This window comes from Staphylococcus argenteus (assembly GCF_000236925.1).
Classification (GTDB): Bacteria; Bacillota; Bacilli; order Staphylococcales; family Staphylococcaceae; genus Staphylococcus; species Staphylococcus argenteus.
Genome location: NC_016941.1, coordinates 1,051,271 through 1,077,609, shown reverse-complemented (window position 1 = coordinate 1,077,609; position 26,339 = coordinate 1,051,271). Strand labels below are relative to the sequence as shown.

At 31.9% G+C, this 26,339-nt stretch carries 24 protein-coding genes; 6 read left to right on the top strand and 18 right to left on the bottom strand.

Annotation, left to right across the window (positions count from 1 at the left end):
* Positions 1-14: 14 nt before the first annotated feature.
* The 3 genes from SAMSHR1132_RS05050 to cyoE form a co-directional block, all read right to left on the bottom strand.
* The gene (locus tag SAMSHR1132_RS05050) at positions 15-1,052 is read right to left on the bottom strand and encodes a CAP-associated domain-containing protein (RefSeq protein WP_000737520.1); all 1,038 of its coding nucleotides are present in this window, start codon (positions 1,050-1,052) and stop codon (positions 15-17) included.
* A gap of 355 nt (positions 1,053-1,407) precedes the next feature.
* Positions 1,408-1,869, bottom strand: a complete 462-nt coding sequence (locus SAMSHR1132_RS05040) for a DUF420 domain-containing protein (protein ID WP_000538763.1) — start codon at positions 1,867-1,869, stop codon at positions 1,408-1,410.
* Positions 1,870-1,893: 24 nt separating this feature from the next.
* Positions 1,894-2,805, bottom strand: coding sequence for a heme o synthase (gene cyoE, locus SAMSHR1132_RS05035; RefSeq protein WP_000031407.1), 912 nt, complete (start codon positions 2,803-2,805; stop codon positions 1,894-1,896).
* A 443-nt stretch (positions 2,806-3,248) separates the two neighbouring features.
* On the opposite strand from cyoE, the gene SAMSHR1132_RS05030 reads away from it, so the two are divergent.
* The gene (locus SAMSHR1132_RS05030; RefSeq protein ID WP_000467115.1) at positions 3,249-4,160 is read left to right on the top strand and encodes a COX15/CtaA family protein; all 912 of its coding nucleotides are present in this window, start codon (positions 3,249-3,251) and stop codon (positions 4,158-4,160) included.
* 141 nt (positions 4,161-4,301) lie between these two features.
* Here SAMSHR1132_RS05030 and SAMSHR1132_RS05025 read toward each other — a convergent pair whose 3' ends face one another.
* The 3 genes from SAMSHR1132_RS05025 to SAMSHR1132_RS05015 form a co-directional block, all read right to left on the bottom strand.
* The gene (locus SAMSHR1132_RS05025; protein ID WP_000809502.1) at positions 4,302-7,754 is read right to left on the bottom strand and encodes a pyruvate carboxylase; all 3,453 of its coding nucleotides are present in this window, start codon (positions 7,752-7,754) and stop codon (positions 4,302-4,304) included.
* Between the two features lie 882 nt (positions 7,755-8,636).
* A complete protein-coding gene (gene ftsW / locus SAMSHR1132_RS05020) occupies positions 8,637-9,863 on the bottom strand; it encodes a cell division peptidoglycan polymerase FtsW (protein WP_000787946.1) in 1,227 nt (408 codons plus the stop codon).
* 312 nt (positions 9,864-10,175) lie between these two features.
* The gene (locus SAMSHR1132_RS05015; RefSeq protein ID WP_001118934.1) at positions 10,176-10,451 is read right to left on the bottom strand and encodes a YlaN family protein; all 276 of its coding nucleotides are present in this window, start codon (positions 10,449-10,451) and stop codon (positions 10,176-10,178) included.
* Positions 10,452-10,591: 140 nt separating this feature from the next.
* On the opposite strand from SAMSHR1132_RS05015, the gene SAMSHR1132_RS05010 reads away from it, so the two are divergent.
* Together SAMSHR1132_RS05010 and SAMSHR1132_RS05005 are read left to right on the top strand one after the other, a co-directional pair.
* Entirely contained in the window at positions 10,592-11,074 is a 483-nt protein-coding gene (locus SAMSHR1132_RS05010) for a hypothetical protein (protein ID WP_000614708.1), read from the top strand.
* A gap of 1 nt (position 11,075) precedes the next feature.
* Positions 11,076-11,243 carry a YlaI family protein gene (locus SAMSHR1132_RS05005; RefSeq protein WP_001250275.1) on the top strand — a complete coding sequence of 56 codons (168 nt, stop codon included), beginning with the start codon at positions 11,076-11,078 and terminating at the stop codon, positions 11,241-11,243.
* 98 nt (positions 11,244-11,341) lie between these two features.
* On the opposite strand, the gene typA is transcribed toward SAMSHR1132_RS05005, so the two are convergent.
* Entirely contained in the window at positions 11,342-13,189 is a 1,848-nt protein-coding gene (gene typA / locus SAMSHR1132_RS05000; RefSeq protein WP_000182654.1) for a translational GTPase TypA, read from the bottom strand.
* 101 nt (positions 13,190-13,290) lie between these two features.
* Here typA and SAMSHR1132_RS04995 point away from each other — a divergent pair, with 101 nt between their 5' ends.
* A complete protein-coding gene (locus SAMSHR1132_RS04995; protein WP_000810616.1) occupies positions 13,291-13,482 on the top strand; it encodes a DUF5325 family protein in 192 nt (63 codons plus the stop codon).
* Positions 13,483-13,640: 158 nt separating this feature from the next.
* Here the strand turns inward: SAMSHR1132_RS04995 and SAMSHR1132_RS04990 are convergent, their stop codons facing one another.
* Positions 13,641-14,468, bottom strand: coding sequence for an inositol monophosphatase family protein (locus SAMSHR1132_RS04990; protein WP_001240302.1), 828 nt, complete (start codon positions 14,466-14,468; stop codon positions 13,641-13,643).
* Between the two features lie 157 nt (positions 14,469-14,625).
* Here SAMSHR1132_RS04990 and SAMSHR1132_RS04985 point away from each other — a divergent pair, with 157 nt between their 5' ends.
* Positions 14,626-15,240 (top strand): YktB family protein, encoded by a 615-nt coding sequence (locus SAMSHR1132_RS04985; RefSeq protein WP_000170616.1) that lies wholly within the window; start codon positions 14,626-14,628, stop codon positions 15,238-15,240.
* A 196-nt stretch (positions 15,241-15,436) separates the two neighbouring features.
* Positions 15,437-16,789, top strand: a complete 1,353-nt coding sequence (locus SAMSHR1132_RS04980) for an Nramp family divalent metal transporter (protein ID WP_001060746.1) — start codon at positions 15,437-15,439, stop codon at positions 16,787-16,789.
* Positions 16,790-16,867: 78 nt separating this feature from the next.
* On the opposite strand, the gene SAMSHR1132_RS04975 is transcribed toward SAMSHR1132_RS04980, so the two are convergent.
* The 10 genes from SAMSHR1132_RS04975 to SAMSHR1132_RS04930 form a co-directional block, all read right to left on the bottom strand.
* Positions 16,868-17,302, bottom strand: a complete 435-nt coding sequence (locus SAMSHR1132_RS04975) for a DUF4064 domain-containing protein (protein ID WP_001080471.1) — start codon at positions 17,300-17,302, stop codon at positions 16,868-16,870.
* 297 nt (positions 17,303-17,599) lie between these two features.
* Positions 17,600-18,613 (bottom strand): lipoteichoic acid stability factor AuxB, encoded by a 1,014-nt coding sequence (gene auxB, locus SAMSHR1132_RS04970; RefSeq protein ID WP_000145489.1) that lies wholly within the window; start codon positions 18,611-18,613, stop codon positions 17,600-17,602.
* A 74-nt stretch (positions 18,614-18,687) separates the two neighbouring features.
* The gene (locus SAMSHR1132_RS04965) at positions 18,688-19,761 is read right to left on the bottom strand and encodes an ABC transporter substrate-binding protein (RefSeq protein WP_000819668.1); all 1,074 of its coding nucleotides are present in this window, start codon (positions 19,759-19,761) and stop codon (positions 18,688-18,690) included.
* A complete protein-coding gene (locus tag SAMSHR1132_RS04960) occupies positions 19,758-20,570 on the bottom strand; it encodes an ABC transporter permease (protein WP_000872388.1) in 813 nt (270 codons plus the stop codon). Before SAMSHR1132_RS04960 ends, SAMSHR1132_RS04965 begins: the two co-directional genes overlap by 4 nt.
* 5 nt (positions 20,571-20,575) lie before the next feature.
* Positions 20,576-21,373, bottom strand: a complete 798-nt coding sequence (locus SAMSHR1132_RS04955) for an ABC transporter permease (RefSeq protein WP_001246563.1) — start codon at positions 21,371-21,373, stop codon at positions 20,576-20,578.
* The gene (locus SAMSHR1132_RS04950; protein ID WP_000433557.1) at positions 21,366-22,460 is read right to left on the bottom strand and encodes an ABC transporter ATP-binding protein; all 1,095 of its coding nucleotides are present in this window, start codon (positions 22,458-22,460) and stop codon (positions 21,366-21,368) included. Before SAMSHR1132_RS04950 ends, SAMSHR1132_RS04955 begins: the two co-directional genes overlap by 8 nt.
* Positions 22,461-22,471: 11 nt before the next feature.
* Positions 22,472-23,011: a helix-turn-helix domain-containing protein gene (locus SAMSHR1132_RS04945; RefSeq protein WP_001020620.1), complete on the bottom strand. Its 540-nt coding sequence runs from the start codon at positions 23,009-23,011 to the stop codon at positions 22,472-22,474.
* 144 nt (positions 23,012-23,155) lie between these two features.
* Positions 23,156-23,428, bottom strand: a complete 273-nt coding sequence (locus tag SAMSHR1132_RS04940; protein ID WP_000455600.1) for a UPF0223 family protein — start codon at positions 23,426-23,428, stop codon at positions 23,156-23,158.
* A 174-nt stretch (positions 23,429-23,602) separates the two neighbouring features.
* On the bottom strand, positions 23,603-25,009 hold the full coding sequence (gene lpdA / locus SAMSHR1132_RS04935; RefSeq protein ID WP_000260117.1) for a dihydrolipoyl dehydrogenase: 1,407 nt from the start codon (positions 25,007-25,009) through the stop codon (positions 23,603-23,605).
* 3 nt (positions 25,010-25,012) lie between these two features.
* Complete coding sequence (locus SAMSHR1132_RS04930; protein WP_000863451.1) at positions 25,013-26,305, bottom strand: dihydrolipoamide acetyltransferase family protein; 1,293 nt, start codon at positions 26,303-26,305, stop codon at positions 25,013-25,015.
* Positions 26,306-26,339: the final 34 nt, after the last annotated feature.

Sequence of the window (26,339 nt, the reverse complement as noted above, 5' to 3'; positions counted from 1 at the left end):
AATACCCCTCATTTTTATTTTTCTAAGAAAATTAGTGAATAATAATCTCTCATTACGTCTCCACCCATCTCATCATATTTTGAATTTAAAAGACGAGATCGATGTATATCTGAATTCATCCAACTATGAATTAACGTTGGCACATCATTAAATGCATAGCCTACATTTTGTGCCGTCGTTTTATAAGTAACATGATTTTTATCTAATTGCCCTCTTAAAGCATCTTCAGTAAATTCAACACTATCTGTCCCATTTGATGTAGCCTCATATAAGTTATTTGAAGCAATATGAGCTAAATCATTATTAATTTTTAAAGGTTTCAATCCTTTTAACTTTCTCATTTCATTTGTTACTTCGTATAGTGATATTAACTGATTTGGATTTTGTTCATATGGACGTTTATTATGTTCCCCACCAGTAGAATTTGAATTTAATTGATACGGTTCAATATCTGCCAACATTTCTTTTGTTAAAAATCTTACACTTAACACTTTTTTTGATTGTTGATCAGAATATACTTGCGCATAAATATCGCCATATTTAATTAATGTTTGTGTTTTTAAATCTTCATCTGACAATTCAAATTCATATTTTTTTCCATTCACTGTAAACGAAGGTTCAGGATTAATGCTCGTATGATTAAATATCTCTGCAGAATGCTGACCGATTTTCAACGGACTGACATCTACTTTGTCACCTGTCGCATACACTGAAACTATTTTATCTTTTTTTACTGAAACAATATAATAACTGTCTTTATTTTTAAAAACATAATTTTTGTAACCATCACGAAATGGATATACTCTATCTGCCTGTCCAAATTTTGACGTAAGTATTTTAATATCTTTTCCTACCCATGTACCAACGCCATCTTTAGGTTTAGGATTTTCAGCATTGTTATTTGCCTTCTTAATTTGATCTGTTCTATTTACTTTATTACCTTTGTTCGGATTCTCTAGTACGTCAAATTTTAATCTAGGAGAATAAAATAAGTAAATTAGAAATCCAACTAAAAATAATACACCAATAACTCTTATTACTAACTTTTTCATTAAACGCCCACCTAAAAAGTATTAATACTATTGTAAAAAACAACGCATCAATAAGCAAATTTTCGACACCGACAAAACTATGGCAATTTTATCGTCTAATTAAGCACTATTACTTTTCTAAATTATAACTTGTAATAACTCGATATTTATATCATACCCTATCATTAAGCATTTATGATCAAATTATAACTACAGACTTAACATAATATAAAAATTTGAACAGTAAATCATATATTGACTAAGTAATCAGTGACTCGCCAAGAATTTCATTTACTGTCCAATACTTGAATTTTAAAATAAAAAAACCTGATAAAACAATTTGTCTTATCAGATTCGCAATAATTATCAATTCATTTTAATGGCCAAACGTTGCCTTAATCAATGATGTCGTTTCTCCACCTGGATATAATACATATAACAATAAATAAACTGCTACACCTGTAATTGCTGTAAAGAACCATATAACTGAAGCAAATGGTCCAAATTTACGATGTATATTAAATTTATCTTTGAAAGCAGTAATTATTTGAACTAGACCTAAAATACCACCAATAGTTGCTAAATTAATGTGGAAAATCAAGAAAATTGTATAATATTTCTTGATTGATGCCGGTCCGCCAAATGCTGTATTACCAATAAATATCGTTCTGCTTGCATAGATTAAGAAAAAAGTTAAAGCAAAAAATGCTGCAGCTAACATGACATTTTTGTGTTTATTGATTTCCCTTTTCCAAATAAGTCTCCAACCAATAGCAATTAAAATCGCACTAATAACAATACATGTCGTACTAATCGTTGGTAAAATTGGAACGCCCATATCTTTCATCCTAACTTAATTAATCTAGATCAATGTAAGTAATGACACAATCACAGCTAACACGAAAAAGATCACTAAATAGTTTAGTGAATAAATAAACATTTGTGTTGCCCATTTTGTTTGATCTGAATTTTTCTTAAATGTTGTTAAACCTAATGCAATCCATCCTAAATTTAACAATGTAGCTAATACTACAAATACGACACCTAAATTTAGTAGTAATAAAGGTACTGGCAATAAAATAATTAGCCAGACAAACATACTGACACGCGTACGTTTAAAGCCTTTAACTGATGGTAACATTGGAATATTTGCAAGTGCATATTCATCTTTACGTTTAATTGCTAAGGCATAAAAATGAATTGGTTGCCAACAAAATACAACTAAAAACAGCGCAATTGCTGTTAAACTAATTTGCCCTTCAATTGCAACCCATCCAATTAATGGTGGAACTGCACCTGGAAAACTCCCAACAACTGTATTCCAAGTTGTATGTCTTTTCGACCAGATTGAATAATAAGACACATAACCAACAATACCCATTAGACCAAGTACGCCTGATGGAATATTTAATAAAAATAAACAAATTTCTCCAACTAACATCATGCCAAAACTTAATAGTAATAAATTTTTATCTGAAATTCTATTATTAACTGTTGGTCTATTTTGTTTACTTGGCATAATACGATCAATATCTTGGTCGTAATAATTATTTAACGCACACGCGCCACCCATAATTAAAGTAGAACCTAAAAGCATTAATAAAATCTGAGGTATTGATGATAAGAAGGAATGATTTGTCATTACAACTACTAGCCATGCGCCCGCAAAAGCTGGAATTAAGTTACCTTGAACAAGTCCCATTTTAATAATCTGTTGCAATTCTTTGAAGTTTACTCTGCTAATATTTTGCGACAAAGTATGCTCTTTGCTCATAATCCCCCTCCTTAAATTTGTTCATATAATGTTATGATATCTTAGATTGCATAAAAAGACTAGGTTTAATAAAATTAAATTGTGACAAATTAACGACATCAGAAAATGTCAATTTTGTGACACAATTAGCATTTAAATTATTGCTATAATATATATGTTAGAAAATTTTAATAAGTAGAATCATGCATCTTCAAGAGATTAATATCGAAGCTTCATTTTTGAGTGAATTTGAATTTCTCATAATTTTTGTATTAACAAAAATATGACATAAGGTTTTCGCTATATACTTGAAAAATTAATATGATATTTTCTAATTTGAATCCCATCCATCATCCATTTCAAATTAGGAAATCATGGTCAGGGCTAATTTTTAGTAATATCTCAAAACAAGCTAGTAACTCTAAATCTCAATGGTGCGTTTTTTTATGATGGGGTGTATAAAATTGTTTGGCAAAAAGAATTTAAAATGGTTAGGTGTCGTAGCAACGCTTATAATGACATTTGTACAGCTTGGTGGTGCCTTAGTAACTAAAACAGGTTCCGCTGATGGATGTGGCTCTTCTTGGCCATTATGTCATGGTGCGTTGATTCCAGAATTCTTTCCAATTGATACGATTATTGAACTGAGCCATAGAGCAGTTTCAGCTTTATCTTTATTTATCGTCTTATGGTTAGTTATAACAGCATGGAAACATATAGGCTATATTAAAGAGATAAAACCATTATCAATCATTAGTGTAGGATTCTTATTACTTCAAGCATTAATTGGTGCTGCTGCTGTAATTTGGCAACAAAACGATTATGTTTTAGCATTACATTTTGGTATTTCACTAATCAGTTTCTCTTCTGTATTCTTAATAACATTAATCATTTTTTCAGTAGACCAAAAATACGAAGCTGATGAATTATATATCAAAAAACCACTTAGACGCTTAACTTGGTTAATGGCAATTATTATTTATTGTGGTGTTTACACAGGTGCTTTAGTCCGACATGCAGGCGCTAGTTTAGCTTATGGCGGTTGGCCATTACCATTTAACGACCTAGTTCCCCATTCAGAGCAAGATTGGGTGCAACTTGCACATCGAATCATGGCATTTATCGTATTTACTATTATTATGATTACGTATATCCATGCTGTTAAAAATTATCCAAACAACCGTACAATTCGTTATGGTTATACTGCATCATTTATTCTTGTCATACTGCAAGTTGTTACAGGCGCATTATCAATTATGACAAATGTTAACTTAATCATCGCGTTATTCCACGCATTATTTATCACATACTTATTCGGAATGACAACATACTTTATTATGTTGATGTTACGTTCAGTAAGAAGTAACAAAGCATAAAAAGATAACCGCAATTCTAATGGTTCGGCCATTAAAATTGCGGTTCCTTTTTGTTTGAAATAGAAAAAGTACTTCGTGATTTTTTACATATATCACTTAATAAAGCGAGATTACAATTGAATACTGTAATCTCGCTTTTTATTAGTCTGTTGGTTTTTCGATTTCTATTAGTAAATCGCCAGTTGCAATGGTATCACCATTATTTACTGTAACTTGTTTAATCACACCGTCAAATGGTGCTTGGATCGTTGTTTCCATTTTCATAGCTTCAGTAATTAGCAATGGTTGGTTTGCCTTAACAGTCTCACCTACACTCACTTTAACTTCAGTTACTGAGCCTGGCATTTGTGCACCTATATGACTTGGATTACTCTTATCTGCTTTCGGTTTAACATTCGCATTCGTATGAACATTTTCATCTTTAATATAAATACGTCTTGCTTGTCCATTCATAGCATAATAAATTGTTCTATTACCATTTTCATCTGGCTCACTAATTGTTTCAAGTTTAATTATTAATCGTTTACCTTTATCTATTTCGATTTCCACAGTTTCACCATTTCGCATTCCAAAGAAGAATGTTGGTGTATCAAGTAAAGATAAATTACCATATTGATTTCTAGTTTGAATATATTGTTCATATACCTTTGGATATAGAACATAACTAATAATGTCTTGTTCTGTAACAGGGCCTTGTTGTTCTTCTTCTAGCAACTCACGGACTTTTTCAAAATCAACTGGTTCCAAATATTCTCCTGGGCGTGCAGTCAGAGATTCTTGACCTTTTAAAATAACAGCTTGTAAGTCTTTATTAAAACCATTCACTGGTTGACCAATTTCACCTTTAAAGAATGATACAACAGATTCAGGGAAATCTAGTTTGTGTCCTTCAGAAATGACAGATTGTTCATCAAGATCATTTTGAACCATGTAAAGTGCCATATCACCAACTACTTTAGATGATGGAGTTACTTTAACAATATCCCCAAATAAGAAGTTCACACGACGATACATGTCTTTTACTTCATCAAATCTTTCGCCAAGACCTAAACTTTTAGCTTGCTGACTTAAATTTGAATATTGTCCACCTGGCATCTCATGTTGATAAATTTCAGTATTTGGTGATTTAATATCACTTTCAAAATCTGAATAATATGTTCTTACCGTAGACCAATAATGACTTAATGCTTCCATACCTTCAATATCAGTTCTTAAATGGCGCGGGAAACCATTTAATGCAAAATATAAAGAATTGGCACTTGGTTGACTTGTTAAACCACTCATTGAAGCAACTGCTGTATCTATAATATCAACACCTGCATCGATTGCTTGTTTGTAAGTTAATAAACCATTTCCACTAGTATCATGCGTGTGAAGATGTATTGGTAAATCTACAGCAGCTTTTAATTCACCTATCAATTCAAAAGCAGCTTTAGGTTTCAATAAGCCTGCCATATCTTTAATAGCTAGAATATGGAATCCTTCGCGTTCTAATTCTTTCGCAAGTTTCACATAATATTCTAATGTATAAATATTTGAGCGTTCTGGATTTAAAATATCACCAGTATAACAAATCGTACCTTCAGAAATTTTACCAGCTTCTTGTACCGCTTCATTAGCAACTTTCATTTGATCTACCCAGTTTAGTGAGTCGAAAATTCTGAACACGTCGATACCAGCTTTAGCACTCTCTTGAACAAATTTATGAATAACGTTATCTGCATAATTTTTATAGCCAACTGCGTTTGATGCACGTAATAACATCTGGAACAAAACATTCGGAATAGCTTTACGTAGACGTTCAAGTCGTTCCCATGGGTTTTCCTTCAAGAAGTTATATGCAACATCGAATGTTGCGCCACCCCACATTTCAAGTGAAAAACCATCTTTAAATACTTCTGCAGTTTTAGATGCAATGTTAATCATGTCTTTAGTTCTAACTCGTGTTGCTAATAATGATTGGTGCGCATCTCTAAATGTTGTGTCAGTTAATAAGACATCATCTTGCTTTTTAACCCATTCAGCAACACCTTTAGGACCTACTTCATCAAGTAATTGCTTTGTACCATTAAATGAAGCAATTTTACTTGTTGAAACTGTTGGGATTGATGCTAACTCATAATCTGGTTTAGGGCGCTTTTCAACATTCGGGAAACCATTGATTGTCACATTACCAATATATTCTAAAGTTTTAGTACCTCTATCTAAAGAAGGTTGAATTTCAAACAACTCTGGTGTTTCTTCAATGAATTTAGTTGTATAGTCACCACTTGTAAATTTCTTATTTTTCATTACATTAATTAAGAATGGAATATTGGTCTTAACACCACGAATTCTCATTTCGCGTAATGAACGCACCATTTTTTCTTCTGCTTGTTTAAAAGAAATGGCATGTGTAGATAACTTAACAAGCAATGAGTCATAATATGGTGAAATTTCTGCACCTTGGAACCCATCACCTGCATCAAGACGAACACCAAAGCCGCCACTCGAACGATATGCAATAATAGTACCCGTATCAGGCATAAAATCATTTAATGGATCTTCAGTTGTAATTCGACATTGAATTGCATAACCTAATGTCGTAATATCTTTTTGTTGTGGCATATTAATCTCTTTACCAAACAAATTAGCACCAGCTGCAACTAATATTTGGGTTTTAACTATATCGATACCAGTAACCATTTCGGTAATCGTATGTTCTACTTGTACACGTGGATTAACCTCAATAAAGAAGAATTCATCACCCGATACTAAGAATTCAACAGTACCCGCATTGACATATTTAATATTTTCCATTAATTGTATTGCAGCATCACAAATACGTTGACGTAAATCAGATGACAACCCAACTGATGGTGCAACCTCAACAACCTTTTGATGACGACGTTGTACAGAACAATCACGTTCGTAAAGATGTACAATATTACCATGCTCATCTCCAATGACCTGTACTTCAATATGCTTAGGATTATCAATATATCTTTCTATGTAAACTTCACTATTACCAAATGATTTTTCAGCTTCAGATTTCGCACGATGGAAAGCATCTTCTAATTCACTTTCTTCACGAACAATCCTCATACCTTTACCGCCACCGCCACTAGTAGCTTTAATCATTAGCGGGAAACCAGCTTCTTCAGCAAATGCTTTTGCAAGCTCATATGATTTAATTGGTCCATCAGTACCAGGAATTACTGGTAAATCTGCTTTAATTGCTGTGGTACGCGCTTTAACTTTATCACCAAACATATCTAAATGTTCTAAATGAGGACCAATAAATTTAATACCTTCTTCAGCACATCGACGTGCAAATTGTTCATTTTCACTTAAAAATCCATAGCCAGGATGAATCGCATCCACATTCGCTTGTTTTGCTACATCAATGATACGCTCAATATTTAAATAACTTTCAGCAGGACCTAAATCACTTCCAACTAAATAGGATTCATCTGCTTTATATCTATGTAATGAACTTTTGTCTTCATTAGAATAAATTGCAACTGTGCTGATGTCTAATTCTGCTGCCGCTCTAAATATACGAATTGCAATTTCTCCACGGTTAGCAACAAGTAACTTTTTTATTTGTTTCAATAGCGATACACTCCTCAAACTATTAGAATTTTCTAACTAATTAGATAATAAAATTTTATCTTAAAGCGTTCTGTTTTGCTATAGTTATGTTTCAAATTTTAAAAATTTAACATACTTGCGTCGATGAATACCTCCATTTCATAAAGATATTTTCAAAAATGACATTGCAACAACAGCTTTCCCACATTTTTGTTGTGAAAAATTTTTGATTTTTGCAATTCTAAATATATTAAAATAAAATCGCAAAACATCAACTTTTATTATCAATAGCGATAACTTTATCTTATCATCAAGATTATAATTTCGCTACCTTCTTTGTTCAATTTTAACTATAAAATTTATTTATAATTATCTCCCAATACCTTTATAAAATTTGATAAATCTGGAACATAAGCGCTATAAGTTATATCAGCAGTAGTTGACTGAATGAAAATGCGCTTGTAACAAGCTTTTTAAAAATAAAGTCAGGGGCCCCAACTTGCACATTATTGTAAGCTGGCTTTCCGCCAGCTTCTGTGTTGGGGCCCCAAACATAAAGAAATACTTTTTCTTTAGAAATTAGTATTTCTTATGCATGCGTTTTACTCATGTATTCCTATTTTTAAGTACACATTAGCTATGGCTAATGTGTAAGAGCCACTACATAATAAATCATTAGTGACTCTTTATCATTTCTGTCCCATTCCCTATCATTAACTTTGTTGATAATTCTTTGCATAGTTCTAATGAAGTTAACCTAATTATAGATTAAATACATCCACCGTTTATTGCATTCAAAAATCAACAATCAACAATTTCTGCAATTTTTATAAACAAAAAAGCCAACATTCAGAATACATTTTGATAAAAATTATCGCATTCTAAATATTGGCTTCACTTTATTTAATTAAATCGTCTTCTAATATCAACTTTTTGTTGTTTCTTCTTACGTTGTTGGTCAACTTTAATTTGTTTACCTACAATTAGAAGCAGTCCCATGGCGATACTCAAACTAATCATTGATGAACCACCAAAACTTATAAATGGTAAAGGTACACCTGTTAATGGTATTGTCGCCGAAATACCACCAATGTTAACGAACGTTTGACTTCCAAAGTAAGTAGCAATTCCGACACATACTAATTTATAAAAATAAGATGATGTTTTGTTAGCAAATTGGAAAGCACGATATACGATGAAAAACTCAAGTGTGATAACGAGTAACCCTCCGATTAATCCTAATTCTTCACAAATAATGGCAAAGATAAAATCGGTATGTGGTTCAGGTAAATAACCTAATTTCATTGCACTATTTCCTAATCCTTTACCAAAAATACCACCATTACCTATCGCAAGTAATGAATTGGAAATATGGTATCCCGTTCCTGATTCAAACTGGAATGGATCCGTTAATGTGCTAAAACGAGCTGTTAAATAACTAGGCAACCAACCTGCCATTAAAGCAATGACAAAGACGACTAAAAACCCTAATACAGCCGGTATCCCAAATTTCAACACTTTATTTACACCAATACCTGAATAAAATATTATCGCGAATAAAATGATTAATATAAGTAATGTTTGTCCAACGTCTTTTTGTAAAAATACTAAAAACGTACAGCCTAGTGCTAAAACAATAGGACTCAAAATGATTTTTGGCTGACTTAATACTCTTGGCATTTTTTTACTAATCATAAACGGAACATATAAAATAATTACAATCTTTAATAACTCAGATGCTTGTAAGTTCATAAAACCTAAGTTAATCCAACTTTTAGAACCATTAATATCTTTACCTATAACTAAGGTTAGTAACAAAAGTGAAACGATTGCAATAATCATCCCTTTTTGGACTTTAATATTACTTAATAGCTTTACATTCATTAAAAAGGCTATGAAAAATACAATTATAAAACTCATAATTACGTATGCTAATTGTCTATTATAAAAATATGTACCTGGAACATCAATCCCGCCGGTCAATGTCCCTTTCGTCGCTGGTACCATACTGGCACTATATACCATCACTAATCCTATTAAACTTAATACAATATATGTAACTAATAACGGATAATCAATAAACTTAGACGTTCTACCAATATACCGTAAAATACTTCTAAAATTCTTCATATATTCAGTCATCCAATTCTACAATTTATACTTCAAATGATTTTGTTAAACACTATAATTTTAAAAATCCGTGTTACTTATTATATACATGACATAGTCATAATCACAAATATTAACAGGTATCTTGAGGTAATTTATAGAATGTTGTTATATTAATATCGTGAATCGCTAAACTCAATAAAAGTGACTGTCATGTTATCTCTTAGATAACACAGCAGTCACTTATAAAAAAATGATAGAGTAAATTTAAAATCGGCGCAATTCAATTAACGATTGTCTTACGCCTTCATTTGTATATTTATATATTTAACCTTAAACAAGTGTATAAGCTTCATGTAATTTTGAAAGTTCTTTTTCAAGACGCAACATAATTTGTTTGCCATCTTCACGGTCAACTAAACCTAATTTTACAGCAAAATCAACTTCTTTTTGAAGTCCAAACATTTGAGTATCAAGTACTTCTTCATATAATGGGCATGAAGGTAAAGTTAAATTATCTAGTTGGACTTTAATCAGATGTAAGATTTCATCTGCATCATTAGTCAATTGTTTCAAAGCTGCATTTTTCATTGTCGATTGTTTCGCCATGACACGCTCCCCCTCTATATAAATTCTAAAGTCTTAATAAAAGTTTATCTTACTAAATATTAAAAAGCAAGTAGATTTAAAATGTGTCTTTGGCAATTTGTGTTAAAATATTGATATATAAAATCATAGGGAGTGGGAAAATGATACAAATTAAAGGAGCCGTAAAGTTTCCTATAACATTAGATAGTACGACTTGGATATTTGATGATAGAAAAGTCAGCATTGAAGATTTAGAAAAAGGTGTCTTTGATGGTTCAAAGCCGATTGACTTTGAAGATAACCATGAATGGAATCGTGCTATTTTAGAAGGTCAAACTAATCCACCTACGTTAAATTCTGAAATTAAATATAAAAAGCGTGCTATGTTAGAAGGTTCATTTGTAATTAATATGACACCTTTCTTCAAACATGCTGAGCCTAAAAACTCCGCAACTACAATTCGTTTATCAAATGATCAGAATCATTTAGATATACCTTTGGATTTATTACCATATTTATTTTTCCAATTCGCAAAAGATGGTAAACGTCTATACGACGATAATGGAGTAGATAGCTTTATCTATAATCAAGAAGATGGTTATTCTTACCAAATAAACCATGTTACTCACATTGAGGTGATTTAATTTGCGACAAGTGCAATGTATTATCTGTGACGCAAAGGTATTTATAGATGAACGTACAACCGAATCTAAAAGGCTAAAAAATAATCCAATACGTACATTTATGTGTGATGATTGTAAAAGTCGCTTAGATACACCTAAACAGAGAGCACAACATTACCCTCTCGATTAATAGCCAACATTGAATTGTTCAATCATATTAAAAGAGAAGCTAAGTAATCTTAATCACTTAGCTTCTCTTTTATTTATCTTACTTAAAGTAAATTTAAATTATTCGTTTTCTTGCATCATTTGTTTAATACGTTTTGCTTCTTTTTCACGAACGTTTTTATTTAAAATTTTCTTTCTCAAACGGATACTTTCAGGTGTAACCTCAACCAATTCATCGTCATTAATAAATTGTAATGCTTCTTCTAAAGTTAAAATACGAGGTCTATTCATCGTTTGTGTTTGATCTTTCGTTGCTGAACGTACGTTTGTTTGATGTTTAGTTTTAGTAATATTAACTGTTAAGTCATTTTCACGATTATGTTCACCAACAATCATACCTTCATAAACTTCTGTACCAGGTTCCATGAAGTTAACCCCTCTATCTTCAAGTCCTAATATTGCATACGTACTTGCAGATCCTTGGTCCATAGAAATTAAAGCACCATTACGTCGTCCACCGATTTGAGCTTTAATACGTGGTCTAAACTCTTCAAATGTATGATTGATAATACCATAACCTCTTGTCATAGACATAAACTCAGTTGTATAACCAATCATACCACGGGCAGGTACATTGAAGATTAATCGCGTTAATCCATTATCAGTTGTAGTCATATCGACCATTTCACCTTTACGTGCTCCTAATGATTCAATAACTGCACCAGCATTTTCTTGAGGTACTTCACATTGAACACGTTCAAATGGTTCACACATAACACCATCAATTTCTTTAATAATTACTTGTGGCTTAGATACTTGTAATTCGTATCCTTCACGACGCATGTTTTCGATTAGAATCGATAAATGTAATTCCCCACGTCCAGCAACAACCCATGTATCAGGTGAATCAGTATTTGAAACTTTTAATGAAACATCGGTCTCTAATTGTTGATTTAAACGTTCTTGTATTTGACGGGCTGTTACGAAATCACCTTCACGACCAGCAAATGGCGAATTATTTACTTTAAATGTCATTTCAAGTGTTGGTTCGTCAATACGTAAAACTGGTAATGCTTCTTGATGATCATGTGGTGTTACAGTTTCACCAACGTTGATATCTTCCATTCCTGAAACAGCAATTAAGTCACCAGCTTGTGCCTCTTCAATTTCAAGACGTTTTAATCCAAAGTAACCAAAGATTTTAGTTACACGGAAGTTTTTAACTGTACCATCTAATTTAATTAATGAAACGTTATCACCAACACGCATTTTACCTCTGAATACACGACCTATACCAATTCGACCAACATAATCATTATAATCTAGTAATGCAACTTGGAATTGTAATGGTTCATCGCTATTGTCAATTGGTGCTGGAACATAATCAATAATTGTTTCATATAAAGATTGTAAATTATCATCTTGTTTTTCAGGATCTAAACTAGCAGTACCGTTTACAGCTGAAGCATATACTACAGGGAATTCTAATTGTTCATCGTTAGCTTCTAATTCGATAAATAAATCTAATACTTCATCTACAACACCTTCTGGACGAGCTGATGGTTTATCAATTTTATTAACAACAACAACTGGTTTTAAGTTTTGTTCTAATGCTTTTTTAAGTACAAAACGTGTTTGAGGCATTGTACCTTCATATGCATCTACTACTAAAACAACACCATCTACCATTTTCATAATACGTTCTACTTCTCCACCAAAGTCAGCGTGCCCCGGTGTATCTAAAATATTAATACGCGTACCTTTATAATCAACAGCCGTATTTTTGGCTAGGATTGTTATACCACGTTCTCTCTCGATGTCATTAGAGTCCATTGCACGTTCATCAACATGTTCGTTTTCTCTGAATATACCAGATTGTTTTAACAACTCATCTACGAGTGTTGTTTTACCATGGTCAACGTGAGCAATAATTGCTATATTGCGGACATCTTCTCTTTTATTAGTCATATAAATAATTTCCTTCTTTCTTAAGTAAAATCCCACTTTTAATTACAACTTTTTTATTATATCATATAATTGAGAAAAGATAAGCAAAAGGTGGGGATAGGATGAAACAAAAAAAATCTAAAAATATCTTTTGGGTATTTTCTATATTAGCTATTATTTTCTTAGTATTATTTAGTTTTGCAGTTGGTGCATCAAATGTGCCAATGATGATTTTAACATTTATATTACTTGTTGCAACCTTTGGTATTGGATTTACTACAAAGAAAAAGTATCGTGAAAACGATTGGTTATAGTCTATAATGTTAGCAACACGCGTTTAATGTGAGCAATTCAAATATTTACTCAGTTAAATATAAAATGTCATCACTTATGAGCGTTGTTTTTACAATTATTAAAAAGAGTGACATGTTTCCTAATATTAATAGGACGACATGTCACTCTTGTTTTATAATCATTTAGATTTTCTATTAAAACGTTTTTGATGTAAATTGATTAACGTTTCTCGATGAGGATTTAAATAATCTTCCACTATTTCTTGATGAACGCCATGATTTCCAACTAAAATTGAATTTGGGCCACTAATTGTTAACGAATCGTCTAATAAGTTTGAAGCTTTAGCATTTACTTCATTTAATATTACTAGTCCACCTGCAAAGTCCCATGGCTGTAATCTTGGTGTCATGTATGCTTCTAAATTCCCTGTCGCAACAGATACAATTTCAAGCGCAGCACTACCATATGCTCTTGCACTTCTTGAGTCATTAACGATATCTTTAAAAATATCTCCTAATACCGGTTTAGTTAACCAATTTGGATTTATCCCAATAATACTTTGCTTTAATTTTGAATCCTTTAAAAGCGGCAAACGCTGGTTTCGTCGAAATGCACCTTCTCCAACTTTTGCATGGTATAACACATCCGCCATAACATCATATACAAAACCAGCATAAGGTTTTCCATCAATAAAAATACCAATAGAAATTGCAAAATTTTCTTGTTGGTGTACAAAATTTAAAGTGCCATCGATTGGGTCTACAATCCATACCGTACCTTGAGATGTATCGATGTCATGACCATGCCCTTCTTCACCTAAAACTTGATGGTCTGGATAAGTTTTTAAAATCGTATCAAAAATATAATCTTCAGTAGCCTTATCAACATTAGTAACAAGGTCATTGGGGTTTGACTTTGTTTCAATCGTCAAATTTTGTTCCATTAATTGTTTAATTCTAATTCCTGCCTCTTGAATAAGTCCTTGGGCGAATTCGTAAAGTGCCATAACATCATCTCCTAACATCCCCTATTATACATCAACATTTTATAAAAATAACTTTTTAAGATTAAAATAAAAATGTTTAATTAAATGCGAGCGTCTTAATCCGTATTCTAGAGAACATATGCTACAATATTTTTAAAGATGTAACAGGAGGTAACCTATGACAAAATACACATTTACACCTAAAGATTTTAAGGCATTTGATGTTGATGGCTTAGATGCCAGAATGGAAGCTTTAAATGAATATATACGACCACAACTTCATCAATTAGGAGATTATTTCAGCGATTTCTTTACAAGCCAAACCGGAGAAACATTTTATCCACATGTCGCAAAACATGCAAGAAGAAGTGTAAACCCTCCTAAAGATACATGGGTTGCATTTGCAACAAACAAACGTGGTTATAAAATGCTACCACATTTCCAAATTGGAATGTTTAAAGACCAATTATTTGTTATGTTTGGTATTATGCATGAAGCCAAAGATAAAGCATCACGTGCAAAGGTATTCGAAAGAAAATTCGAAGCAATTAAGCAATTACCAGATGATTATCGAGTTTGTTTAGATCATATGAAACCAGATAAACCATTGATAAAAGATTTAACAGATGACGCTTTAAAAGAAGCAATTCAAAGAGCTATTAATGTTAAAAAAGGCGAATTCTTTATTGCACGTGCGATTACACCTCAAGATAAACGTTTAAAAAGTGATAAAGCATTTCTTGCCTTTTTAGAAGAAACTTTCGATCAATTTTTACCATTCTATTCTGCATAGATTGTTTTGCATCAAATTATCATTTTATATATAATGAGCGCTAAATTACATTGTTGATTTTGCGCTTATTTTTTATTTCCACACTGATTTTCTAACATAATAATTCACGCTTTTAAAAAAATCAAAATATTTTTAGGTTGACCTAAACATTTTATTAGGTTATTATATTGTCCATAAGAAGTAGAGGTGAGTCAAAATGAATAACAAACAACTTTCAACAAAAGAACAATTAAGTTTAGACGAAATTAATAATACGGTGAAATTCGATCATCGAAGTTCAAACAAACAAAAATTCTTATCATTTCTTGGACCTGGTCTCTTAGTCGCAGTCGGTTATATGGATCCTGGAAATTGGATAACATCTATGCAAGGTGGCGCACAATATGGCTATACTTTGCTATTCGTAATTCTTATTTCAAGCTTATCAGCAATGTTACTTCAAAGTATGACGGTAAGATTAGGCATAGCAACAGGTATGGACTTAGCACAAATGACTCGACATTATTTATCGAGACCTATTGCAATTATATTTTGGATTATTGCAGAGCTCGCAATCATTGCCACTGATATTGCAGAAGTTATAGGAAGTGCGATTGCACTTAACTTACTATTTAATATACCTTTGATTGTTGGCGCGTTAATAACTGTACTTGATGTATTCTTACTTTTATTTATAATGAAATATGGTTTCAGAAAAATTGAAGCCATTGTTGGTACTTTAATTTTCACAGTACTGTTCATCTTCATATTTGAAGTGTATATTTCATCACCACAATTAAATGAAGTGTTAAACGGATTTATACCACATAGTGAAATCATTACAAACAATGGTATTCTTTATATTGCATTAGGTATTATTGGTGCGACCATTATGCCTCACAATTTATATCTTCATTCATCAATTGTACAATCTAGAACATACTCTAGACATAGTAACGAAGAAAAAGCACAAGCTATTAAATTTGCTACAATAGATTCAAATATTCAATTGTCAGTTGCATTTGTAGTCAATTGCTTATTATTAGTTTTAGGTGCATCACTATTTTTCAATTCTAATGCAGATGATTTAGGTGGTTTCTATGATTTATATCATGCATTAAAAACAGAACCTGTTCTTGGCGCGACTATGGGTGCAGTTATGAGTACATTATTTGCCGTTGCTTTACTTGCATCCGGCCAAAACTCAACTATTACTGGTACTTTAGCTGGACAAATTGTTATGGAAGGATTTTTGAGATTACAAATACCAAACTGGTTAAGACGCTTAATAACACGTTCACTTGCAATCATTCCTGTTATCGTCTGTTTAATCATTTTTAAAGGTAACGCAGCTAAAATAGAACAGTTACTTGTTTTCTCTCAAGTATTCCTAAGTATTGCGTTACCATTTTGTTTAATTCCATTACAATTGGCAACTAGTAATAAAGATTTAATGGGACCTTTTTATAATAAAACATGGGTAAATATTATTTCGTGGACACTAATCATAATTTTAAGTATTTTAAATGTATACTTAATCATTGAAACATTCCAAGAATTACAAGGATAATTAAAAAACCATTAGAATGTACGTTTAGTCATTATTAGACCAACTACATTTTAATGGTTTTTCTTTTTAATATATTAATTAATGATAAATGTATTCATCGTCTTTATGGCGTTTTTCCGTATAGCTTTTTTCAGTCTGTTCCTTTTTAGAAATTAACATAAATATGACGACAATCCATAAAATAATCGCTAACAAATTTAATGCTATAAAACTTATAATGACTGCAAAGACGAAAAGTGATATCGCTAATTTTCTACGCGCTTTGATACAGATAGTTGCAAATATTCCATAAAGAGTTGAAAGCAATAAAATAATTGCCAGAACGCCTATTGATGTAGTAAGCATATCTAAAGACACATTACCTCCATTTTTAGACAACTGCTTTGCTAATTCTTCCCTTTGTGTCGCGTTACCACTTTTTAATGAAACATATGATAAACCTAAGATTAAAAAATAAATAATACTAATACTGTTTGCAATCCAAGACATAATTAATTCAGGTTTTCTATTCATGTTATTATCCTTTCTATTTGTATTAGGTGAACTAAGATATATGTATATTTTAAATATACGAAGTTTAATTTACTTGTATATTACCATATTTTCACTTTCTTTTTTAAAATTTTTACCCGGGAACACAATAATAATTAAATTTAATAGTTAAACTATATTCATTTTAAAAGCAGGATCAATTACACTCATCTTTTGTAACTTTTATTTCAAGCTTTATTTAAGTAGCATTGATTTCAAAAAAGCCAGATTAGCATGAAAGAATTTCTATATCTTCTACACTAATCTGGCTTATTTTATTTATTCGTGTTTGTTATTGTCCTTAACTTCACTTGAATTGCGTTCTTCGGTAATATCATTGTTGTAAATTTGACGTCGCTCTTCAAAATTCATTCGACGTTGACTAACTGCACTAGGTTGATTTTTTCTACGTTCTTTCATTCGTTGATTATATGCTTTTCGTTTTTCTTTCTTTTTCGCTTTAATTTCAGCTTTTTCTCTTTTTTGTTGAGCCTTAAGTTCTTTAGGGTCAACTTCTGGTTCTGCATAATACCCATCATCTTCAATACCTAACTCTTCGGTACTTTTTTGTTTGTATTTAGCTTGTCGAGATAATACTGATGGTTCGCCCTCACTTGTTTCCACGGTATTATATTCACTTTCAACTGCACGTTTAGGAAATTGATCATATTTATCTTTCTCTTGATCATATACAGTATGCGCTTTCTCCGCTTCACTTTCATGTTTAGGTTCATCATAGTATTCATCTTTTGGTTGAGGTCGTTCATATACTGGTTCACGATAATCATAATATGGCTCATTATAGCCTTCATAATATTGCGGACCAACCATTTCAACTTTATCTTTTCTTATAAACATCATCATTGCAATTATAAAGAATAAAATTGGTATGATTAATGTAACAATAAGTAAGATTAAAGGAATCGTTACAAAAGCTGATATTAAGAATAAAAAGCCTGACAAAATTCTAATATTCATTGAAATAAGTGCTAAAAATGAAATTAATAAACACACAATAAAGTAAACGATAATCGCCCATATACCATTTTGTAACCAAATTACAAATTGTGTTGTATTATAGCCGTTACCAGCTAATAATTGTTGAATAAAAGCATTGTTGTTTAATGTATTTTCAAGATTAGCAATTGATGTATTATTACTAAATGAAACAAGTGCTATAAACATAGTAATAATGGTAAGCACTAATAACATTACCCAACATAGCCAACCTAGAACTTTTTCAGTTAATCTACTTACTGGACGTTTAATTTGAGTAAATTGTTCTCCAGTCATTCGTTACAACTCCTTATAGTACTTATCCAGTTATTATAACTAAATATCCAACAAATAACTACTATTTATGATTTTTATTTTAATGACATTTTGAAATTCAAAAAGTTTTCGTTGTATTCACTTAAAACTTCTTGTCCTAAATCTTTGTATACTTCAAGACGTTTTTGCTCTTGTTTTGTTGGATAAAATCGGTGATCATCTTTTATTTCTTTAGGCAATAAATCTCTTGCCGCTTTGTTTGGTGTAGCGTAACCTACAAATTCCGTATTTTGTTTGTTATTTTTAGCATCCAATAAGAAATTCATAAATTTATAAGCGCCTTCTTTATTTTGAGCTGTTTTAGGAATCACCATATTATCAAACCATAGATTAGAACCTTCTTTTGGAATAACGTAGTTGTATTTATCACCTTCTTGTACTAAAGGTGCTGCAACTCCGCTCCAAACTACCGCAATATTCCCTTCATTTTGCTGTAGCATCATGGTAATTTCATCACCAACCACACCTCTTACTTGTGGTGATAATTTTGTTAAATCTCTTTCTGCTTCCTTAAGATGATGAGGATTACTGTCATTAAGATTATACCCAAGTTTATTTAAACTCATGCCTATAATTTCTCTGGCACCATCAACTAATAATATTTGATTTTTAAATTTAGGATTATACAATGATTTCCAACTATCAAATGTTTCATTTGGATACTTTTCCTTATTATAAAGTATTCCCACAGTTCCAAAAAAATAAGGTAATGAATATTTATTACCTTTATCGAATGACATGTTCATATAATCAGGATCTAAATTTTTAATATTAGGTACTTTTTTATGATTAATTGGTAATAATAGGTTATCTCTTTTAAGTTTTTGTACAGTATATTCACTAGGGAATGCAACATCATAATGTGTTCCACCATTGCGAATTTTTGCTTCCATTGCTTCATTTGAATCGAATGTTTCATAAACAACTTGAATGCCAGTTTCTTTTTCAAACTTTTTAATTAAATCCGGATCAATATATTCGCCCCAATTGTAAACATAAATCTTTTGATTCGTGTGCACTTGTTCTTTTGATTTAAACCAATGACTTACAGCAAGGCATATCATTCCAACAACTAAAGCACCTATAATGAGTTGTAAAAATCTCTTCACTGTTTTACACCTCGTTTCATTAGCTTTTTCTTATTAATCACATATTGAATTAAATAATATCCAAGAATACCAAATACAATAACTGCAAATAATAATGTCGATATTGCATTTATTTCCATACTAATTCCTTTACGCGCCATCGCATACACTTCAACAGATAATACACTAAAACCATTACCAGTAACGAAGAAACTTACAGTAAAGTCATCTAATGAATACGTTAAAGCCATAAAGAATCCACCTATAATAGAAGGTAAAATATTTGGAATGATAACATTACTTAACAATTGTGGCTCAGTTGCCCCTAAATCTCTTGCAGCGTTTAACATGTTGTTATTCATTTCATAAAGTTGCGGTAATACTATAATCACAACTATTGGAATACAGAACGCAATATGCGACGTAAGAACTGTCCAAAATCCTAATCCTAAACCTGTGAAATGACCGATTGTCGTAAACATAATTAAAAATGACGCACCTATGACCACATCTGATGACACCATTAACACATTATTAAGCGTTAAAAGAGTAACTTTAAATTGCTTATTTCTTAAATAATAAATGGCAATCGCACCAAAAGTTCCAATTACTGTAGATATAGATGCAGCTATAAGTGCCACAGCTATCGTATTGAAAATAACAGACATCAAATGGTCATTTTGAAATAAAGATTGATAATGTTCTAATGTAAAATGCTCAAAGTGAATCATATTACCTGCCGAATTGAATGAATAGAACATTAAAAAGAATATAGGGATGTATAAAATTGCTAATAATATTCCTATATATAACTTTCCATACCATTTCATATGATTCACCCTCTCCCATTAGATGATTTTGTAATGATTAAAATAAATGCCATAAATACAATAAGGAATATTGCTATAGTTGACCCCATGCCATAATTTTGAATTGTTAAAAATTGTTCTTCGATTGCCGTACCAATATTTATTACTTTGTTACCTGCAATTAAACGTGTAATCATAAATAATGATAATGATGGGATAAAAGTTACTTGAATACCAGTCATGACACCTTCTTTTGTCAATGGCATAATTACTTTTCTAAATGTATAAAAAGGACTAGCGCCTAAGTCACTAGATGCTTGTAATAAATTATTAGGTATGGCTTTCATACTGTTAAAAATTGGTAAAATCATAAATGGTATATAAATGTAACTTGCTACTACTAAAAATGCCCCAGTTGTAAATAACAAATTAAACGATGGTAAATTAAATAAATGGAAAAATTGATTTATAACACCATCGTGACTAAGTAATCCAATAAAAGCATATGTCTTTAACAACAAATTTATCCATGTCGGAATAATCATTATCATTAACAAGATGTTTTGAAATTTTGAGCGAGTAATGTAGTATGCTGCTGGATAACTGATAACCAGCGTTATAATTGTAATCAAAGCAGCGTATAAAATTGAATATGCAAACATTTTCAAATATTTAGTAGTAAAAATTTGTTGATAATTGGTGAAGCTGAAGTGTCCATTAATATCTAAAAATGAGAAATAAACGAGTAATACTACAGGTATAATAATAAATATGACCATCCATAATAAGTATGGAATTAAAAGTAATTTATTAGTATTACGCATTGTCAACTTCCTCGTAGCTTTCAATACGTTTATCAAATTCTTCTTCAGTCTCACCTGGCACCATAATGTGTATTGCTTCAGGGTCGAAATACAGACCAACTTCGCTACCTACTTCAGCTTTTTTTGTCGTTTGTATTACCCATTCATATCCTTTACGGTCAATACAACATATTTCATAGTGAACTCCTCTAAATAACATAGAATCAACAGTTGCTTTAAACAATCCTTCTTCCGCTTTAATTAACGAAATGTCTTCTGGTCGAATAACGACCTCTACTTTTTTGTTTGCAGGTATACCCATATCAACACATTCAAAATCTTGTCCATAAATATTCACAACATAATCTCTTACCATGCGCCCTTCAACTATGTTGGACTCTCCAATGAAATCAGCTACAAATCTATTGACAGGTTCATCATAAATATCTGTAGGTGTTCCAAATTGTTGAATCTTCCCATCTTTCAACACAAATAGATAATCACTGAGTGCCAAAGCTTCTTCTTGATCATGCGTAACGAATATGAAGGTAATCCCTAAACGTGATTGTAATTCTCTTAATTCATATTGCATTTCTGTACGTAATTTTAAATCTAAGGCAGATAAGGATTCGTCTAATAATAAAATTTCTGGCTCATTTACAATAGCACGTGCAATTGCGACACGTTGCTTTTGTCCACCACTCATTTCATTAATGTTTCGTTTCTCATAACCTGATAGTTTAACTAATTTTAATGCTTCTCTTACTTTTTGATCGATTTGTACTTTGGAAAATTTTTTTAATTTCAGACCGAAAGCAATATTATCATAAACATTTAAATGTGGAAATAAAGCATAGTCTTGAAAGACCGTATTCACTTTTCGCTTATTTGGAGGTAAGTTTCCTATTGGTTTGTTTTGATAAATTACTTCACCACTATCAGGATATTCAAATCCTGCAATTAATTTTAAAATTGTTGTTTTTCCACAACCTGAAGGACCTAATAATGTATAAAAGTATCCCGATTCAATATCGATATCTATCTCGTCTAAGATATTAAGATCATCATAGCTTTTACTAACTGATTTTAATGATAATAATGGTTCCATATAAGATCCCCCTATAAATATGAAGCTGTTGCTACAATAAGTATTCGTGTTTCAACGTTTGATTCATTAGATAAGCGATGATTGTCACGTGCTTTAAAATACAAAACGTCTTCTTCTTGTGCTTGATATTTTTCTTTACCTAAATTAAGTGTAATTTGACCTGACATGCAATAAATAAATGTATCAGACTCTGATGGATTAAAAGTTTTATATGAAGCACCAGGCTTTAACGTTAGTATTAATGGCTCCATATCATATTCGTTAGATTTTGATACTAACCAATTTAATATGTAACCTTCATCATATTCATCATAAATAACTTGATCCGCCTTCTTATATAACACTTTTTCATTTTCAGTATCTTTAAAAAAATCACTGGGTGTTGTCCCTAATACCTCAATGATATTTAAAAATGTTTCCATACTTGGCGATGCATGTTCACTTTCAATTTGTGAAATGTATCCTTTTGATAAGTCTGTACGCTCAGCAAGTTCTTCTTGCGTGAGATTTTTAATTCTTCTAAGATTTTTAATTTTATTACCTATGTTCATTATTTTTCCACCTAAAAAAGCTATATTAAGTTTACTATTATCAAACATTTTGTTTAACACTTGATAAAGGTACCAAAATATAGCTTTATTAGCAATAGCTTTTAATGAAAAACCTGTATAAAATATATCATTTCAAACAAATTATTACTTTGCTGTCACATATTGATCTTCAGAGTACGTTTTAACATTTTGAATAGCTTTGTAGCTATTGTATCCACTACTTTTTTCAAATGTATTGAAGATTTGCTTCTCTTCAGCTTTGCCAGGAACTATTGATTTAAATACTTTATACGCTTGCATAAATTTTCCTGCATTAACTCCTGACTCATAATATTTTTCAACATGATTAAAGAATGTAATTACTGAAAGCATTTCTTCGTTGCTCCAGTCTAAATCGATTGGATATTCATATTCCATTGAAAATCACCTCCACTCATTTGTTAGCAACGCTAGTATAACATGTCATTTTGATATCGAAATAGTATTTTATAATGTTTTAGATTTAATATACTAAATAAAATAACCACAAATTAAAAAGAGCCGTAGCAAATGCTACAGCTCTAAAAGAATGAATCTTTATAAAATCAGAAATTACATTGTATGGATTGGGTATCCGATAGCTTTTTCAGCTGCTTCCATTGTCATCTCACCTAATGTTGGATGCGCATGGATAGTTAATGCGATATCTTCTGCATTCATACCAGCTTCAATTGCTAAACCTAATTCAGAGATAATATCTGAAGCACCAGTACCTACTACTTGAGCACCAATCAAAGTATCATCTTCTTTAAGAGTAATAAGTTTAACAAATCCGTTAGTATCATCTAATGATAAAGCACGACCATTTGCTGCGTATGGGAATTTAGAAGCTTTAATTGCTAAACCTTCTTCTTTAGCTTGTGCTTCTGAATAACCAACTGTAGCTAATTCTGGTTCAGTAAAGCATACTGCTGGCATACCAATGTAATCCACTTCAGCAGCTTGACCATCAATTGCTTCAGCAGCAACTTTAGCTTCGTAGCTAGCTTTATGAGCAAGTGGTAAACCTGGAACGATATCACCAATTGCATAGATATTGCTGATAGAAGTACGGCTTTGTTTGTCAACTTCTAATAATCCACGATCTGCAAATTTTACGCCTAATTCTTCAAGGCCTAATTCATCAGTATTTGGACGACGACCAACAGTTACTAATACATAATCAGCTTCGATTGTTTTTTCTTCACCTTTAGCTTCATAAGTAACTTTAACACCGTTATCTGTTTCTTCAGCTGATTTAGCCATAGCTTCAGTAACGATTTCAACACCTTTTTCTTTCATACCTTTTTTAACAGGTTGTGTCATTTGTTTTTCAAAGCCACCTAAAATGTCTTTAGCACCTTCAAGGATAGTTACTTCTGAACCGAAGTTAGCAAATGCTGTACCTAACTCAGAACCAATATATCCTCCACCAACTACAACTAATTTACCTGGTACTTCTTGTAAGTTTAAAGCACCTGTTGAGTCGATAACACGTTTACCAAATTTGAAATTAGGAATTTCAATTGGTCTTGAACCTGTTGCAATGATTGCATTTTTAAAGTTGTATGTTTGTGCGCTTTTTTCGTCCATAACTCGTAAGCTATTGTTATCTACGAAATATGCTTCACCTTTAACGATGTTTACTTTGTTACCTTTAAGTAAGCCTTCAACACCACCAGTTAGTTTATTAACTACTGATGACTTGAATTCTTGAACTTTTTGGAAGTTTAATGAAACGCTCTCAGCAATAACACCTAAGTTTTCAGAATGTTGCGCTTCAACAAAACGGTGAGAAGCATGTAGTAATGCTTTAGAAGGAATACAACCAACGTTTAAGCAAACACCACCTAAATTACCTTTCTCAACGATTGTTACTTTTTGTCCTAATTGAGCTGCACGAATTGCTGCAACGTATCCACCAGGACCTGCTCCGATTACTATAGTATCTGTTTCAATTGGGAAATCTCCAACTACCATGTTTTACCCCTCCATTAATAATAATTCTGGATTATTTAATAAACGTTTAATGTGATTCATTGCATTTTGTCCAGTTGCACCATCGATTTGTCTGTGGTCAAAGCTTAATGATAATGCTAATACTGGTGCAGCAACAATTTCACCATCTTTAACGATTGGTTTTTGAGCAATACGGCCTATTCCTAAGATTGCTACTTCTGGGTGATTGATAACTGGAGTGAACCATTGTCCACCAGCTGAACCGATATTACTGATTGTGCATGTTGCACCTTTCATTTCATCGGCTGTTAATTTACCATCACGTGCTTTAACAGCTAACTCATTAATTTCATCTGAAATTTGGAAAATAGACTTACGATCAGCATGTTTAACAACAGGAACTAATAATCCTCTATCAGTGTCTGCTGCAATACCGATATTCCAGTAATGTTTATGAACGATTTCACCAGCTTCTTCATTGAATGAAGTGTTAAGTGCTGGGTATTTTTTCAATGCAGAAACAAGTGCTTTAACAACATAAGGTAAGAATGTTAATTTAGTTCCTTGTTCAGCTGCGATTTCTTTGAATTTCTTACGGTGATCCCATAATGCTTGTACATCAATTTCATCCATTAATGTTACGTGAGGCGCAGTATGTTTAGAGTTAACCATTGCTTTTGCAATTGCTCTACGCATAGCTGGGATTTTTTCAGTTGTTTCTGGGAAGTCACCTTCTAATGATACTGCTGCAGGCGCTGCTGGTGTTTCATCAACTTCTTCAGTTGAAGTTGAAGCAGCTGATTCATTAGTAGCTGCTGGTGCACCACCATTTAAGTATGCATCAACATCTTCTTTAGTAATACGTCCATTTTTACCTGAACCTGGAACTGCTTTAATGTTAACACCTTTTTCACGAGCGTATTTACGCACTGATGGCATTGCTTTTACAGTTCTGTTTTCATCTACTTCTTCAGTTTGAGCTGCTACTGGTGCTTGCTCAGCTGGCGCTTCCTCTTTAGCTGGTTCTTCTTTAGCTGATGAATCATCATCATGACCTTTAAATTGCATGTCTTCTGCATCTGGTGCATCAATTTTAACAATTACATCACCAACTACAGCTACTGTACCTTCTTCAACAACTACTTCTTCTACAGTACCAGAAACTGGTGAAGGAATTTCTACTACTGATTTGTCGTTTTGTACTTCTGCTAAAACATCGTCTTCTTCAATAGTATCTCCAGCTTTAACAAACCATTTTACAATTTCACCTTCGTGGATACCTTCCCCGATATCGGGTAATCTAAATTCAAATGCCACGTTTTTGCCCTCCTAGATTTCGCAAATTAATCAT